This is a genomic window from Xanthomonas sp. BRIP62409 (assembly GCF_003992965.1).
GTDB classification, from domain to species: domain Bacteria; phylum Pseudomonadota; class Gammaproteobacteria; order Xanthomonadales; family Xanthomonadaceae; genus Xanthomonas; species Xanthomonas euroxanthea.
Map to the genome: position 1 here is coordinate 85,727 of NZ_QEZJ01000024.1, position 14,589 is coordinate 100,315.

General features: G+C 66.6%; 11 protein-coding genes. 9 read left to right on the forward strand and 2 right to left on the reverse strand.

Features of this window, described 5'->3' with window-relative positions; translation table 11 throughout:
• Positions 1 to 112 precede the first annotated feature (112 nt).
• Positions 113 to 1,507 (reverse strand): asparagine--tRNA ligase, encoded by a 1,395-nt coding sequence (gene asnS / locus EO170_RS15310; protein WP_119129113.1) that lies wholly within the window; start codon positions 1,505 to 1,507, stop codon positions 113 to 115.
• 218 nt (positions 1,508 to 1,725) lie between these two features.
• On the opposite strand from asnS, the gene EO170_RS15320 reads away from it, so the two are divergent.
• The 6 genes from EO170_RS15320 to zipA all read left to right on the forward strand — a co-directional run bounded on the left by EO170_RS15320 (position 1,726) and on the right by zipA (position 8,253).
• Positions 1,726 to 2,064: an iron-sulfur cluster assembly accessory protein gene (locus EO170_RS15320; RefSeq protein ID WP_126946208.1), complete on the forward strand. Its 339-nt coding sequence runs from the start codon at positions 1,726 to 1,728 to the stop codon at positions 2,062 to 2,064.
• A 323-nt stretch (positions 2,065 to 2,387) separates the two neighbouring features.
• Positions 2,388 to 2,822 carry a 30S ribosomal protein S6 gene (rpsF, locus tag EO170_RS15325; RefSeq protein WP_006451585.1) on the forward strand — a complete coding sequence of 145 codons (435 nt, stop codon included), beginning with the start codon at positions 2,388 to 2,390 and terminating at the stop codon, positions 2,820 to 2,822.
• Between the two features lie 11 nt (positions 2,823 to 2,833).
• On the forward strand, positions 2,834 to 3,064 hold the full coding sequence (rpsR, locus tag EO170_RS15330) for a 30S ribosomal protein S18 (RefSeq protein ID WP_005991243.1): 231 nt from the start codon (positions 2,834 to 2,836) through the stop codon (positions 3,062 to 3,064).
• A 240-nt stretch (positions 3,065 to 3,304) separates the two neighbouring features.
• Positions 3,305 to 3,754: a 50S ribosomal protein L9 gene (gene rplI / locus EO170_RS15335; RefSeq protein ID WP_016904199.1), complete on the forward strand. Its 450-nt coding sequence runs from the start codon at positions 3,305 to 3,307 to the stop codon at positions 3,752 to 3,754.
• A 207-nt stretch (positions 3,755 to 3,961) separates the two neighbouring features.
• Positions 3,962 to 7,465, forward strand: coding sequence for a chromosome segregation protein SMC (gene smc, locus EO170_RS15340; RefSeq protein ID WP_126946211.1), 3,504 nt, complete (start codon positions 3,962 to 3,964; stop codon positions 7,463 to 7,465).
• Positions 7,466 to 7,521: 56 nt separating this feature from the next.
• A complete protein-coding gene (zipA, locus tag EO170_RS15345) occupies positions 7,522 to 8,253 on the forward strand; it encodes a cell division protein ZipA (protein ID WP_104648445.1) in 732 nt (243 codons plus the stop codon).
• 181 nt (positions 8,254 to 8,434) lie between these two features.
• On the opposite strand, the gene EO170_RS15350 is transcribed toward zipA, so the two are convergent.
• Positions 8,435 to 9,559, reverse strand: coding sequence for a pyridoxal phosphate-dependent aminotransferase (locus EO170_RS15350; RefSeq protein ID WP_126946214.1), 1,125 nt, complete (start codon positions 9,557 to 9,559; stop codon positions 8,435 to 8,437).
• A 177-nt stretch (positions 9,560 to 9,736) separates the two neighbouring features.
• Here EO170_RS15350 and ligA point away from each other — a divergent pair, with 177 nt between their 5' ends.
• The 3 genes from ligA to EO170_RS15365 all read left to right on the forward strand — a co-directional run bounded on the left by ligA (position 9,737) and on the right by EO170_RS15365 (position 14,052).
• Positions 9,737 to 12,238, forward strand: coding sequence for an NAD-dependent DNA ligase LigA (gene ligA / locus EO170_RS15355; RefSeq protein ID WP_126946217.1), 2,502 nt, complete (start codon positions 9,737 to 9,739; stop codon positions 12,236 to 12,238).
• Positions 12,235 to 13,197 (forward strand): EF-P lysine aminoacylase EpmA, encoded by a 963-nt coding sequence (gene epmA / locus EO170_RS15360; protein WP_126946220.1) that lies wholly within the window; start codon positions 12,235 to 12,237, stop codon positions 13,195 to 13,197. The genes ligA and epmA overlap by 4 nt, the downstream gene beginning before the upstream one ends.
• Before the next feature lie 168 nt (positions 13,198 to 13,365).
• A complete protein-coding gene (locus EO170_RS15365; protein WP_126946223.1) occupies positions 13,366 to 14,052 on the forward strand; it encodes a DUF3011 domain-containing protein in 687 nt (228 codons plus the stop codon).
• Positions 14,053 to 14,589 lie beyond the last annotated feature (537 nt).

Sequence of the window (14,589 nt, forward strand, 5' to 3'; positions counted from 1 at the left end):
GCCGGCTCGGCTGGCCGGACGCCGCACACGCCGGCCATGCCGAGGCTCGGCAAGGCCGGCGCCAAGGCCGGCGATTGCGGGTGCGGGGCGGCGGCAGCCAGCAGGCGCACGGTCAGAACTCGGCGCTGCCCGGTGCGCGCGGGTAGGGGATGGCGTCGCGGATATTGCTCAGCCCGCACACGTAGACCACCAGGCGCTCGAAGCCCAAGCCGAAGCCGGCATGCGGCACCGAGCCGTAGCGACGGAAATCGCGGTACCAGCCGTAGTGCTCCTGATCCAGGCCGAACTGCGCCATGCGCGCATCCAGCACGTCCAGGCGCTCTTCGCGCTGGCTGCCGCCGATGATCTCGCCGATGCCCGGCGCCAGCACGTCCATCGCCGCGACGGTCTTGCCGTCGTCGTTCAGGCGCATGTAGAAGGCCTTGATGTGCTCGGGGTAGTTGGTCACCACCACCGGGCGGCCGATATGTTCCTCGGTCAGCCAGCGCTCGTGCTCGGTCTGCAGGTCCAGGCCCCATTCGACCGGGAAGTCGAACTTCTTGCCCGAGTTCTGCAGCAGCTTTACCGCCTCGGTGTAGTCGATCTGCTCGAACGGCGCATTGATGAAGGCTTCCAGCTTGCTGATGGCGTTCTTGTCCACGCGCTCGGCCAGGAAGGCCAGATCGTCGCCACGTTCGTCCAGGACGGCGCGGAACAGGTACTTGAGGAACTGTTCGGCCAGGCGCGCGTCTTCGGCCAGGTCGGCGAAGGCGATTTCCGGCTCGATCATCCAGAACTCGGCCAGATGGCGCGTGGTATGGCTGTTCTCGGCGCGGAAGGTCGGGCCGAAGGTGTAGACCTTGCTCAGCGCCAGGCAGTACGCCTCCACGTTGAGCTGGCCGGACACGGTCAGGAAGGTTTCCTTGCCGAAGAAGTCGCGGCTGAAATCCACCGCACCGCTGGCATCGCGCGGCAGGTTCACCATGTCCAGCGTGGAGACGCGGAACATCTGCCCGGCGCCTTCGGCGTCGGAGGTGGTGATGATCGGGGTGCTGATCCAGTTGAAGCCGTTCTGGTGGAAGAAGCGGTGCACCGCCTGCGCCAGGCAGTTGCGGATGCGGGTGACCGCACCGAACAGGTTGGTGCGCGGGCGCAGGTGCGCCACTTCACGCAGGAACTCCGGCGACATCGGCTTAGGCTGGATCGGGTAGGTCAGCGGGTCCTCGACCCAGCCGACGATCTCCACGCCGCTGGCCTGGATCTCGAACGACTGGCCCTTGCCCTGCGACTTCACCAGCACGCCCTTGGCGATCAGCGAGCAGCCGCTGGTCAGGCGCTTGATCTCGTCGAAGTTGGGCAGGGTGTCGTTGGCCACCACCTGGATCGGGGCAAAGCACGAGCCATCGGTCACGTTGATGAAGGCCAGTCCGGCAGATCCGCGCAGCGTGCGCACCCACCCCCGTACCGTGACTTCGCCGCCTTCCGGGAGTTTTCCCGCAAGCGCATGTTCAACGCTGACCACCGTCATGACTTGTCCTCGCCGTAGCGACTTTGAATGGTCTGCGAGTTTACTGGCTGCGGGCGCGCTGGCGCGAGCATCTGAACGGCTTGCCGGTGGTTGCGCTTGTCGACGGCGGGGCATGGCCCCATCTGCGGAACACGTCGTATCAGCGGGCGCAGCCCCGGTCGGTGCAGCCTCGCTATACTTGCCACCAGTGTTTCACCATCGTTTCCGGAGCATCTCCCATGGCCATCAGCCTCACCCCCGCCGCGCTGGAGCGCGTGCAGCGTTTCGTGCAGCAGACCCCGGGGACGCTGGGTCTGCGCTTTGGCGTGACCAAGACCGGTTGCTCGGGTTGGGGCCATGTCACCGACCTGGCGCGCGAGAAGCGCGACGACGATGCGGTGTTCGAGCAGCAGGGGGTGCGCATCTTTGTCGACCCGGTCAGCCTGCCGCTGGTCGATGGCACCTGCATCGATTTCGGCAAGCACGGCCTCAGCGAGACCTTCACCTTCAACAATCCCAACGCGACCGCCGAGTGCGGGTGCGGGGAAAGCTTCACGACCGACGCCGAGCACCGCTGAGCCCGGCTGAGACCACCGGCACTGGAGTCCCTTCTCCCCTGGGGAGAAGGTGCCCGAAGGGCGGATGAGGGCACGGGCGAAGCCGTGAGCCTTCGAATTCTGCGCGGGCTTCGCCACCCGACCCTTACCCCAACCCCTCTCCCGATGGGAGAGGGGCTTTAAACCTCCTGGCGGCCCGGTTGGTTGCGGCTAAGCGCCTGAACTGCCATACTTTCCTGCTTCCTGCCCGGTTCCGGGCGGGAACCCTTGCTCCACCGGCCGCCTCGCGCGGGTCACCGGGGAGCTGTCCGGCCCACGTGGCCACATCCGAAAGGTAATACAACATGAGTCGTCATTACGAAGTCGTGTTCCTGGTCCACCCGGATCAGAGCGAGCAGGTCCCGGCCATGATCGAGCGCTACAAGTCGCTGATCGAGGGCGGTAACGGCACCATCCACCGTCTGGAAGACTGGGGCCGTCGTCAGCTGGCCTACCCGATCCAGAACCTGGTGAAGGCGCACTACGTGCTGCTCAACATCGAAGTCGACCAGGCCGTGCTGAGCGAGCTGGTGGAAAGCTTCCGCTTCAACGATGCGGTGCTGCGTCACCTGGTCGTCAAGCGCGACGGCCCGGACACCGAGCAGTCGCTGATCATGAAGAGCAAGGACGAGAAGGGCGACAAGCCCGAGCGTAGCGAGCGTCGTCGTCGTGATGACGATGAGGGCGATGCTGCACCTGCCGCCACCGATACCGACGGCGACAACGCCGAAGCCGCTTAAGGAGCGCTGTCATGTCCAAGTTTTTCCGTCGTCGCAAGTTCTGCAAGTTCACCGCCGAGGGCGTCAAGGAGATCGATTACAAGGATCTCAACACCCTGCGCCAGTACCTCACCGAGAACGGCAAGATCGTGCCGAGCCGCGTGACCGGCACCAAGTCCAAGTACCAGCGTCAGCTGGCCACGGCCGTCAAGCGCTCGCGTTTCCTGGCGCTGATCCCGTACACGGACAATCACGACGTTTAATCCGAGTCCCTCGGAATAGCCCGCACGGTTGTATGTGAGTCCCTCAGTTGTATGTGGGTCCCTCACAAAAGCCCGCACATCCATGTGCGGGTTACTAAAAATATAGAGGCCGGTCGTTCGAGATGCGGTGTTGATCGTGCTGTTGCGATTCCCAAATCCCGATTCCCGAATCCCGTCTTTTCGGACAGCAAACGTTGCGTCGGCCAAAGCGCCGGCGCTAACGAATAACGGAGCACCACCATGGATCTGATTCTTCTGCAGAAAGTGACCAATCTCGGCGGCCTGGGCGACAAGGTCAGCGTCAAGCCGGGTTACGGCCGCAACTTCCTCGTGCCGCAGGGCAAGGCCGTGCCGGCCACCGCTGCCAACGTCGAAGCGTTTGAAGCCAAGCGTGCCGATTACGAAGCCAAGGCCAACACCATCCTGGCCGATGCCCAGAGCCGCGCCGGCAAGTTCGAAGGCGCCAGCGTCACCATCGGCGCGCATGCGTCGACCGAAGGCAAGCTGTACGGCTCGGTCGGTCCGCGCGACATCGCCGAGGCGTTCACCGCCGCCGGCCTGCCGCTGGAAAAGAGCGAAGTGATCCTGGGCGAAGGCGCGTTCCGCAATGTCGGCGAGTACGACGTTGTGCTGCACCTGCACGCCGATGTGGAAACCTCGGTCAAGGTCATCGTCGAATCCGACGCCTGATCCACGCTGCACGCTGTACCCGAAGGGCGCCTGTTGGGCGCCCTTCGTCTTTCTGCGGCCGCGCCAACGATGGCAGGCCCGCTATACTCGTGTTCCATTGCCGGTTCCACGGCCTGCAGATCTTGTGGATCAAGGGCTTAGGTGTCGGCTTCACAGGAAAAAGCGCCTGCCGGCCTCGCCCGTGCGGTGCCCGGAACCTTCAGCCCCATGCGCCTGTCCACGATCAAACTGTCCGGTTTCAAGTCGTTCGTCGACCCGACCACGTTGCACCTGCCCACCAACATGACCGGCATCGTCGGACCCAATGGCTGCGGCAAGTCCAACATCATCGACGCGGTGCGCTGGGTGATGGGCGAAAGTTCGGCCAGCCGCCTGCGTGGCGACTCGCTGACCGACGTGATCTTCTCCGGTTCCTCGGCGCGCAAGCCGGTGTCGCAGGCGACGGTGGAGCTGATCTTCGACAATTCCGATCACACCATCAGCGGCGAGTTTGCCTCGTTCAACGAGATCTCGGTCAAGCGCCTGGTCAGCCGCGACGGCAACAGCGCCTACTACCTCAACGGCACCAAGTGCCGGCGCCGCGACATCACCGACCTGTTCCTGGGCACCGGCCTTGGCCCGCGCAGCTACTCGATCATCGAGCAGGGCATGATCAGCCAGATCATCGAGGCGCGCCCGGAAGACCTGCGCGTGTACCTGGAAGAAGCCGCCGGCATTTCCAAGTACAAGGAGCGCCGCAAGGAAACCGAAACGCGCATCCGGCACACCCGCGAAAACCTCGATCGCCTCGGCGACTTGCGCGAAGAGATCACCAAGCAACTGGCGCATCTGCAACGCCAGGCGCGCCAGGCCGAGCAGTATCAGGCCTTGCAGGAAGAGCGCCGGATCAAGGACGCCGAGTGGAAGGCGCTGGAATACCGCGGCCTGGATGGCCGGCTGCAGGGGCTGCGCGAAAAACTGAATCAGGAAGAGACCCGGCTGCAGCAGCTGATCGCCGAACAGCGCGATGCCGAGGCGCGGATCGAAACCGGGCGCGCGCGTCGCGAGGAAGCCGCCGAAGCGGTGGCCAAGGCGCAGGCCGATGTCTATCAGGTCGGTGGCGCGCTGGCGCGCATCGAGCAGCAGATCCAGCACCAGCGCGAGCTCTCGCATCGCCTGCACAAGGCGCGCGACGAGGCGCAGAGCCAACTGCAGGAACTGACCCAGCACATCAGCGGCGACTCGGCCAGGCTGGCGGTGTTGCGCGAGGCGGTGGACGCTGCCGAACCGCAGCTGGAACAGCTGCGCGAAGACCACGAATTCCGCCAGGAGTCGCTACGCGAGGCCGAGGCGCGCCTGGCCGACTGGCAGCAGCGTTGGGAAACCCATAACCGCGACACCGGCGAAGCCTCGCGTGCCGGCGAGGTGGAGCGCACGCGTGTGGATTATCTCGATCGCCAGTCGCTGGAGGCCGAACGCCGCCGCGAAGCGCTGGTCAACGAGCGCGCCGGGCTGGATCTGGACGCGCTGGCCGAGGCGTTCGAGCAGATCGAGCTGCGCCACGAAACCCAGAAGACTTCGCTGGACGGGCTGACCGAGCAGGTCGAAGCGCGCAAGCACGCGCTTGGCGGGCTGCAGGAACAACAGCGCGCCAGCCAGGGCGAGCTGGCCGAGGTGCGCAAGCAGGCGCAGGCCGCGCGTGGCCGGCTGTCGTCGCTGGAAACCTTGCAGCAGGCCGCACTCGGCCAGGAGCAGGGCGCGGCGGTGGCGTGGCTGACCTCGCGCGGGCTGGATTCTGCCGCGCGTGTGGGCGAGCGCATCACGGTCGAAAGCGGCTGGGAAAACGCGGTCGAAGGCGCCTTGGGGCAGTTGATCGAAGGCGTGCTGGTGGAGGCGCCCGAACAACTGGTCGATGCGCTGGGCGAATTGGGTGATGGCCGCATCGCGCTGGTGTCCAGTGCCGACGACAACGCGACATTTGCGCCGACCTCGCTGGCGGCCAAGGTGCAGGGGCCGATCGCGATCCGTCGCCTGCTCGCGCGCCTGCACGCGGCCGAGGATCTGGACGCGGCACGTACGCTGCAGCGCAGCCTGCCCGAGGGCGATTCGGTCATCACCCGCAGCGGCGAGCGGCTGGGCGAGGGCTGGGTACGGGTATCGCGTTCCGGCGCCGCCAAGCAGGGCGCCTTGCTGCGCGAGCGCGAGATCCAGGAACTGCGCGCGCAGATCGAAACGCTGCAGGAGCGCGAAGCCGAGCTTGAACAGCGCCTGGGCAGCTTCCGCGAGCAGCTGCTGGCGGCCGAACAGCAGCGCGAAGATGCGCAGCGCCAGTTGTACATGGCGCATCGCAGCGTGTCCGAACTGGCCGGCCAGCTGCAGAGTCAGCAGGGCAAGGTCGATGCCGCGCGCACGCGCATCGAACGCATCGAAAACGAATTGTCGCAGCTGCTGGAAACGCTGGACACCAGCCGCGAGCAGGCACGCGAGGCACGCGCCAAGCTCGAAGACGCGGTGACCCTGATGGGCGATCTGAAAGGGACCCGCGAGGCGCTGGAGAACGAACGCCGCCAGCTCACCGATGCGCGCGACCAGGCCCGCGATGCCGCACGTGGCGTGCGCGATGCGATGCACGCATTGGCGCTCACGCTGGAATCGCAACGCACCCAGATCACCTCGCTGAGCCAGACGCTGGAGCGCATGGACAGCCAGCGCGGCCAGCTCGATACGCGCCTGGAGGATCTGGTCGCCCAGCTCAGCGACGGCGACTCGCCGGTGGAAACGCTGGAACACGAGCATCAGGCCGCCTTGAGCGAGCGTGTGCGTACCGAGCGCCTGCTGAGCGAGGCGCGCACGATGCTGGAGAGCATCGATGGCGAGCTGCGCAGCTATGAGCAGACCCGTCAGCAGCGCGACGAACAGGCGCTGGCCCAGCGCGAGCGCATCTCGCAGCGCAAGCTCGATCAGCAGGCGCTGGTGCTCAGCGCAGAGCAATTGGAGGCCGCCGTGGTGAAAGCCGGCTTCGTGCTCGAGGACGTCGTCAATGGATTGCCGGAAGCAGCGAACGTGGCCGAGTGGGAAGCGGCAGTCGGCCAGATCGACGGGCGCATGCGGCGGCTGGAGCCGGTCAACCTGGCCGCGATCCAGGAGTACGGCGAGGCTGCGCAGCGTTCGGAATATCTGGACGCACAGAACCTGGATCTCAACACTGCACTGGAGACGCTGGAAGAGGCGATCCGCAAGATCGACCGCGAAACCCGCGGCCGCTTCAAGGACACCTTCGACCGGGTCAATTCCGGCGTCCAGGCGCTGTATCCACGCCTGTTCGGTGGCGGGCACGCCTATCTGGAACTCACCGGCGAAGACCTGCTCGATACCGGCGTGACCATCATGGCGCGCCCACCGGGCAAGCGTGTGTCCAGCATCTCGCTGCTGTCCGGTGGCGAGAAGGCGATGACTGCGGTGGCGCTGGTGTTTGCGATCTTCCAGCTCAATCCGGCGCCGTTCTGCCTGCTCGACGAGGTGGACGCACCGCTGGACGAAGCCAATGTCGGCCGGCTGGCCAACATGGTGCGGGAAATGAGCGAGAAGGTGCAGTTCCTGTTCGTCAGTCACAACAAGGCAACGATGGAGGCGGCGCGTCAGCTCTCGGGCGTGACCATGCGCGAGCCGGGCGTCAGCCGCCTGGTCAGCGTGGACCTGGAAGAGGCCGCACGTTTGGCGGGTGCGGCATGACGTGCCATGCTTGTTGGAATATCGACACCTGTCACTCTTATGCGGAGGCACGCTGAATGTCCGACATGGCCATGATCCGGATCGGGATCCTGATCGCTGGACTGCTGCTGGTCGCGGCCATCTTCCTGTTTGGTCGCCCGAAAAAATCGCCGCAAGGCCGTCGGGTCGACAAGGACGACGGGCAGCCGCGCGAGCGCCGCGAACCGGTCATTTCCGGCGAGCCCGGCGTGGAGGGCGACCCGTTCGCGCGCAGTGAAGGCGCTGAGCAAAGCGAACTGAACCTGGACGATGCCGATGCGGCCGGCGGCAACGATGTCGGCAAGCGCCCGAACCAGGACTTCGACAAGATCGTGTCGCTGTTCGTTGCCGCCAAGGCCGGCCAGGTCCTGCGCGGAGAAGACATTGTCGTCGCTGCCGAGAAGACCGGGCTGGTGTTCGGGCACATGAATGTGTTCCACCGCCTGGTGGAAGGGCATCCGGAGCGCGGGCCGATCTTCAGCATGGCCAGCATCCTCAAGCCCGGCAGTTTCGACATGGCCAACATCCGCGAGATGCAGACCCCGGCGATTGCGTTCTTCCTCACCTTGCCGGCGCCGATGACCGCGCTGGATGCCTGGGAAAAGATGCTGCCGACCGTGCAGCGCATGGCCGAACTGCTCGACGGCGTGGTGCTGGACGACAGTCGCAATGCGCTGGGCCGTCAACGGGTGGCGCATATCCGCGACGAGCTGCGCGCCTACGACCGCCAGCACCAGGCTCCGCCGCTGACCAAGTCGCCGCGCTGGTGAGTTCCCTCTCCCGCAGGAGAGGGCATCAAAGCCATTCTCCTGCGGGAGAGGGGTTGGGGTGAGGGCACGGGGCGAAGCCCTGGGGTAGTTGGACGGCACGCGGCTTCGCTTGCACCCTCATCCGCCCCTTCGGGGCACCTTCTCCCGATGGGAGAAGGGATGACTACCCAGCGCCGTGCGCTCAGCGCTTCGCCTTGGCAAAGGCCTCGCGAAACCGCAGCATCTCCGCCTCGGTGCCGACGCTCACGCGCACGCGCTTGGGCCAGATCGGCCAGCTGCGGCCGACGATGACGCCTTGTTTCTGCATCGAATCGGCGAACACGCCGGCATCGCGCTTGACGTCGAGCAGGAAGCAGTTGGCCTGCGTGGGCAGGCAGGTGTAGCCCTTGGTCTTGAGCCAGGCGACGGTGTCGTCGCGCACGCGGGCGTTCTCCGCGCGACGGGTCTGCACCAGCTGGGGGTCGCGCAGGCTGGCGATGCCGGCGGCCATTGCCGGGACCGACAGCGGGTTGCTGCCCAGGCTGGCGAGCTTGGTCTGCAGCCCCGGCGGCGCCAGCGCGGCGCCCAGGCGCAGGCCGGCCATGCCGTAGAGCTTGGAGAAGCTGCGCAGCACGATCAGGTCCTGGCGCTGACGCACAAGGTCGGCCACGGACGGCTCGTTGCTGTAGTGGATATACGCTTCGTCGACCACCAGCACGGCGCTGGCCGGCTTGTTGGCCAGCAGCCACTCGATGTCGGCGCGCGGGGTGATGGCGCCGCTGGCGTTGCCGGGGTTGCACAGGTAGATCAGGCCAGCAGTCGGGTCGGCCTTGGCCATCGCCTTGACGTCATGGGCGCCGTCGGCCCGTAACGGCACCTTGCGTACCGGCACGCCGCGGGCGGTGGCGCTGTCGACGATCGGATCGAAGCTCGGGTCGGCCACCACCAGCCCGGCACGCGCCGAGGTGAACAGGCTGCCGGCACGATTCAGCGCATCCCTGGACCCGGGAAAGAACGCCAGATGGTCGCCGGGCAGCTGCAGCTCGCCGGTCATCAGATTGCGCAGGTCCTGCTCCATCTCGACCTGATAGCGGCCCGCGCGTGCCAGCGAGCGGGTTGCGGCATCCAGTGCGGCCGGTGCGGGGCCAAGCGGATGCTCGTTGAGGTTGAGAAACACCGCGCCCGCTGCCGGCGCCACGCCGGGCTTGGCCGGCGCAGCCGCGCGTTTGCGGGCTGCCTCGGCCGCAGGGGGCAGCCCCAGTGCGGAAACTGCCACGCCAACGCTGGCGAGGCTGAGAAACGAACGGCGCGAGACAGGCAACGACACGGGTAAGCTCCAGGCGAACAGGCAAAGAGGGCGCCACGCTAGCGGGTTTGCGCCTGTCTGCCTATCGGGAAAATCGCTGCAGGGCTCGCTGTCGCACGGTTTGCCAGCTGCCCGGCCGCACTTGCACCCCGGCACGGCCCGTTAGAATGGGCGGCCCAGAGCCAGCCCAGCGATCGCATGACTGTCAGCCCGGACCCCGCGCAGCGTATCGACGACCTGCGTCATCGTATCGAGGACGCCAACTACCGCTATCACGTGCTCGACGAGCCGCAGATGGCCGACGTCGACTACGACCGCCTGATGCGTGAACTGGAGGCATTGGAGGCAGCGCATCCGGAGCTGGCCAGCGCCGATTCGCCGACCCAGCGCGTTGGCCACCTGGCCGCCTCGCGCTTTGCCGAAGTGCGGCATGCCTTGCCGATGCTGTCGTTGGGCAATGCCTTCAGCGACGAGGAAGTGACCGAGTTCGTGCGGCGCATCAGCGAGCGCCTGGAGGTGAAACAGCCGCTGTTCTCGGCCGAGCCCAAGCTCGATGGCCTGGCGATCAGCCTGCGCTACGAAAACGGCGAGTTCGTGCAGGGCGCAACGCGCGGCGACGGCGCCACCGGCGAGGATGTCAGCGCCAATCTGCGCACCGTCAAGGCGATTCCGCTGCGCCTGCGTGGCGCAGGCTGGCCGCAGGTACTGGAGGTGCGCGGCGAGGTGTACATGCCGCGCGCCGCCTTCGAGACCTACAACGCGCAGATGCGCCTGCACGGTGGCAAGGTGCTGGCCAATCCGCGCAATGGCGCCGCCGGTTCGCTGCGCCAGCTGGATGCGCGCATCACGGCGCAGCGCCCGCTGAGTTTCTTTGCCTACGGCGTGGGCGAAGTGAGCGAAGGTGCGTTGCCGCAGACGCATTCGGCAATCCTGGCGCAGTTGCGCACGTGGGGTTTCCCGGTCAGCGCCCTGGTCGAGGTGGTGCAGGGCAGCGCGGGCCTGCTGGCCTACTACCAGCGCATCGGTGAAGCGCGCGATGGCTTGCCCTTCGACATCGATGGCGTGGTCTACAAGCTCGACGATCTGGCCGGCCAGCGCGAGATGGGCTTTGTCGCGCGCGCGCCACGCTGGGCGATTGCGCACAAGTTCCCGGCGCAGGAGCAGTCCACCACGGTGGAGGCAATCGAGATCCAGATCGGCCGCACCGGTGCGGCCACGCCGGTGGCGCGGCTGAAGCCGGTGCACGTGGCCGGGGTGATCGTGACCAATGCCACCTTGCACAACGCCGACCAGATCGCGCGGCTGGATGTGCGCGTGGGCGATACCGTGATCGTGCGGCGTGCCGGCGATGTGATTCCGGAGGTGGCCGGCGTGGTTGCCGATCAACGGCCACCCGGCACCCAGCCATGGCAGATGCCCACGCAATGCCCAGTGTGCGGGTCGGAGATCGTGCGCGAGGAGGGCGAGGCGGTGTGGCGCTGCTCCGGCGAGCTGACCTGCCCGGCGCAGCGCAAGGAAGCGTTCCGGCATTTCGTCTCGCGCCGCGCGATGGATGTCGATGGCCTGGGCGAGAAATTCATCGAGGTGCTGGTCGATAGCGGTGTGGTGCAGGGCGTGGCCGATCTGTATCTGCTCACCGTGGACCAGCTGCTGCAACTGCGCCTGATCAGCACCGCCGAGAGCCCGCATGCGTTCCTGCGCGAGGCGCGCGAGCATCTGGCCAGCGGTGCGTATGGCCAGCTGGAAACCACCGTGGTCGGCATCGGTGTGGACCTGGCCGGCGAGCGCGAGGTGCCGCACACCTGGCAAGCGGACCTGTTGCGCGCCGGCCTGCCGGCGTTCGACTGGAACCGCAAGAAGATCGCCACCAAGTGGGCGGAAAACCTGATCGCGGCGATCGCGCAATCGCGCGATACCACGCTGGAGCGTTTCCTGTTCGCGCTCGGTATCGAGCATGTCGGCGAAAGCACCGCCAAGGCCTTGTCGGCGTGGTTCGGCGACCTGGAACTGATCCGCCATCTGCCGTGGCCGCTGTTCAAGCGCGTGCCGGACATCGGTGGCGAGGTGGCGCGTTCGCTCGGGCACTTCCTCGACCAGCCCGGCAATCAGCAGGCCATCGACGACCTGCTGCAGCGTGGCGTGCGCATCGGCGATGCGCATCCGCCATCGCCCAAGCTGCGCGAGGCGCTGAGCTTTGCCAGCGTGCTGGAAGACATGGATATCCCCAAGGTGACGCCGGTGCGTGCGCAGCAGCTGGCTGCCGCGGTGGCTTCGTTCGACGCGCTGCGCAATGCGGGGTCCGATGCCTTGCTGCAGGCAGGCGTTCCGGCGGCGGTGGTGGCGTCGTTGCTGCAATGGCTGGAGCGGCCGGAAAACGCGGCCCTGGCCAGCGCCGCGCAACAGGCGATGGAAACGGTGCTGTCGCGTCTGCCCGCAGCCGATGCGCTGCAAACGGGCCCGCTCGACGGCCAGACCGTGGTGATCACCGGCACCCTGGCTGCGCTCACCCGCGATGCGGCCAAGCAACGGCTGGAAGCGCTGGGCGCCAAGGTCGCCGGCAGCGTCTCCAAGAAAACCGCGTTTCTGGTGGCCGGCGAAGAGGCCGGGTCCAAGCTCGACAAGGCGCAATCGCTGGGTGTGGAGATCTGGGATGAGGCGCGCTTGCTGGCCTTCCTCGGCGAGCACGGCCAGCAGCCATGAATGCAGCGCAGGTCGACCTGGCCGCGTTGCGGTTACGCGCGCGGCTCAATGCGCTGATCCGCGATTTCTTCGCCGAGCGCGACGTGCTGGAAGTGGAGACGCCGGTGCTGTCGGAGGCCGGCAACACCGAGCCGAATATCGACAGTTTCAGCACGCGCTTCAGCGGCCATGTCGATGCCGGCGCGCCGGTGCGTTGGTTGCGCACATCGCCGGAATATCCGCTCAAGCGGCTGCTGGCCGCCGGGGTGGGCGATTGCTACGAGCTGGGGCGGGTGTTTCGTAACGGCGAGGCCGGCGGCCGCCACAATCCCGAGTTCAGCATGCTCGAGTGGTACCGGGTGGGCTGGGACGATCGCGCGCTGGCGCAGGAAACCATCGCGCTGGTGCGCCGCGCGCTTGCGCTGGTCGGGCGCCAGGCGCAGGTGCAGGTACTGAGCTATCGCGCGCTGTTCGTGCAGGCACTGGGCATCGACCCGTTGCACGACCCGATCGAAACGCTGCGTGCACCGCTGCACGATGTCGCGATCGATCCGGATGGCCTGACCCGCGACGATTGGCTGGATCTGCTGATGACCCATCGCCTCCAGCCGGGCTTTGCCAGCGACACGCTGACCGTGGTGCACGACTGGCCGGCCAGCCAGTGCGCGTTGGCGCGCATCCGCCATGACGATCCGCCGGTGGCCGAACGCTTCGAGCTGTATCTGGGCGCCTACGAGGTGGCCAATGGGTACCACGAGCTCAACGATGCGCAGGAGCAGCGTGCGCGCTTCATGCGCGACAATGCGGTGCGTGCGGCGCGCGGATTGCCGCAGCTGCCGGTGGATGAGCGGCTGCTGGCAGTGCTGTCGCAACTGCCCGACTGCGCCGGCGTGGCGGTCGGCGTGGACCGGCTGTTGATGGCCATGCGTAACACCACGCAGATTGCCGATGTGCTGGCCTTCGCGTTCGCCCGCGCCTGACCCCGACAAGGCCTGCAGTGGCCCCGGCGTGGCCTCGTCGCGCACGGTGTGGCCCGCTGGCATCCCGCTGTCATGTCCCCCGTACTGCTATCTTCACATCGATGATGCTCTCATCGTGGCGTCCACGGGGGGCGCGGCGCAGAGTGTGTTTGGGTGAGGATTGTCGGCATGAAGTGGCTGATCAGCTTATGCGGTTTGTGGTGCGTGCCGCTGCTGATGCTCGCCGATGCGCGCGCGGTCGATCGCGTCTCCGGTGTGGTGCGCTGCGAGTCCAAGGACATGGCACGCGTGCATTGCGCGATGGATACCGAACATGGCATTCAACTGGTGCGCCAGCTGTCCGAAACCAGCTGTATCCGCGGCAGCGAGTGGGATGTCGAACGCGATGGCGTGTGGGTCGAACAGGGCTGCCGTGCGGAGTTTGCCAGCGCGCGCGCGTCGCAGGCCCCGCAGATGCGCCGCGTGGTGCGCTGCGATTCCAACGGTGGCAAGGTGGTCTGCCCGGTGGTGCTGCGTGGTGCGCCAGTGCGCTTGCTGCGCCAGCGCTCTGTCTGGCCGTGCAAGGAAGGCCGCAGCTGGGGCGCGCGCCGTAACGAAATCTGGGTTTCGCGCGGCTGCGATGGCGAATTCGAAGTCGCTGCCGAGGACGGTTCCGGCTTCGTGGCAGTGCCGCGCATGGTGACCTGCGAATCGAAAAAGGGTGCACGTCGCACCTGCGGCGTCTCGGTGGAGCGCCGGGTGCGTGTGGGCCGGCAGCTCTCCAAAAAGGAATGCGTGGAAGGCCAGACCTGGGGCTGGAGCCGCGACGGCGTCTGGGTCAACGATGGCTGCCGCGCCGAGTTCATCGTCGACTGAGAGAATTGATCAACAACTCAAGCCCTCGGTTGTCTTGAGAGGTGATTGAGCGGGTTGCGGATTTAACGGCTGTAGGGAGGACGATCTGCGGCTTGGCCGCAGGGCCCTTGGCCGCCCACCATCGCAGGACACGCCGCAAGTACGTCCTTGTAGGCTCTTACGCGGCATCCCTGCCGCGTAAGGTCCCGCGACGGTGAGCGGGCAAGGACCGGTCGAGAGGGTCGGTGTGCATGGGAGAGCAGTGCTGGATGCGCCTCGTCCGATCATGAAGCAGCGGCCCCAGGTCTGATGCAGACCGCACGACAGACAGCTTTTCAGATGAGCGCCGACCACCTGTCTGGTGCGGTGTCCTTGCCGGTTGCGGGACCGTGTGGCGGCATGAATGCCGCCACCGAGCCCCCCAGGGATGGATTCACGGCGTGTCCCTCAAGCGGTGAGGGCACCGCGCCCTCGACGCTGTCAGTTTGCTGCAGGGTCCTTGCCCGCCCACCCTCGCGGGACACGCCGCAAGTACGTCCTTGTAGGCTCTTACGCGGC